The organism is Aliirhizobium wenxiniae, assembly GCF_019511445.1.
GTDB lineage: Bacteria > Pseudomonadota > Alphaproteobacteria > Rhizobiales > Rhizobiaceae > Neorhizobium > Neorhizobium wenxiniae_A.
Genome location: NZ_JAEUAN010000073.1, coordinates 1 through 752 on the forward strand (window position 1 = coordinate 1; position 752 = coordinate 752).

Annotated in this window: 1 pseudogene; it reads right to left on the reverse strand. The window is 59.7% G+C overall.

The window, feature by feature from the left end:
• Positions 1-375 precede the first annotated feature (375 nt).
• Positions 376-752, reverse strand: a pseudogene (locus JNB91_RS30335) (helix-turn-helix domain-containing protein); the annotation flags it as partial.

Below are 752 nucleotides of genomic sequence, written 5' to 3' on the forward strand. Positions count from 1 at the left end.
TCATGCACAGCATGCTCAGGACGGGAGAAGTGTTCAACGCATCGGCTGGCGCGACCATATAGGCGACGCCTTCATCCCTCAGCGCGCCATCTAGCTTTGGTGCTGAGCGTCCCTGCTGCGGACGTGGGTTGGATCATTCCGCTTCTGGTGGCTGCAGCTCATTGAGACTGCGCCTCGAACATTAGGAAGATCCACCTGCGAAAACCATAGTGCGGCGACATTTGTCGACCGCGGAGACAACCCTGCTCCCAGCACTGGATAGCTCTGAAGGACCCGGCCGGTGAGGGCAGATTCCATCCAATCAGTTCAGCCGGGTTGCCTGTCCCGCAAGCCGGCAAGGTCGCTGAATGCCCAAATCCGCTTGACGGATCGAAAGCGATTAGACAACCACCAGTGATGCGAGCCATCGATCTGCACCAGTTCGCCAAAGCAGTCACGTCGGCCGCGTGGCTGGAAAACCCGTTTCTTGCGTTCCTGACGCGAGACCCAGATACCGGCCTCGGTCATCCATTGCCGTAGCGTTTCCTTGGCGACAGAGATCCGGTGCAACTCGATCAGCTTCTCACGCGCCAGCGTCGGACCGAAATCCAGATAGCGTTCTCGGATCAGATCCAGCGCCGCATTGCGGAACTCCTCGCTGTGGCGCCGATTGCTCGGCCGTGATCGCTTCTTCGAAACGAGCCCGGCCGGACCATCCCGGTCATAGGCCTGCAGCAGCCGATGGACCTGACTTCGACTGAGGTCGAGACGTT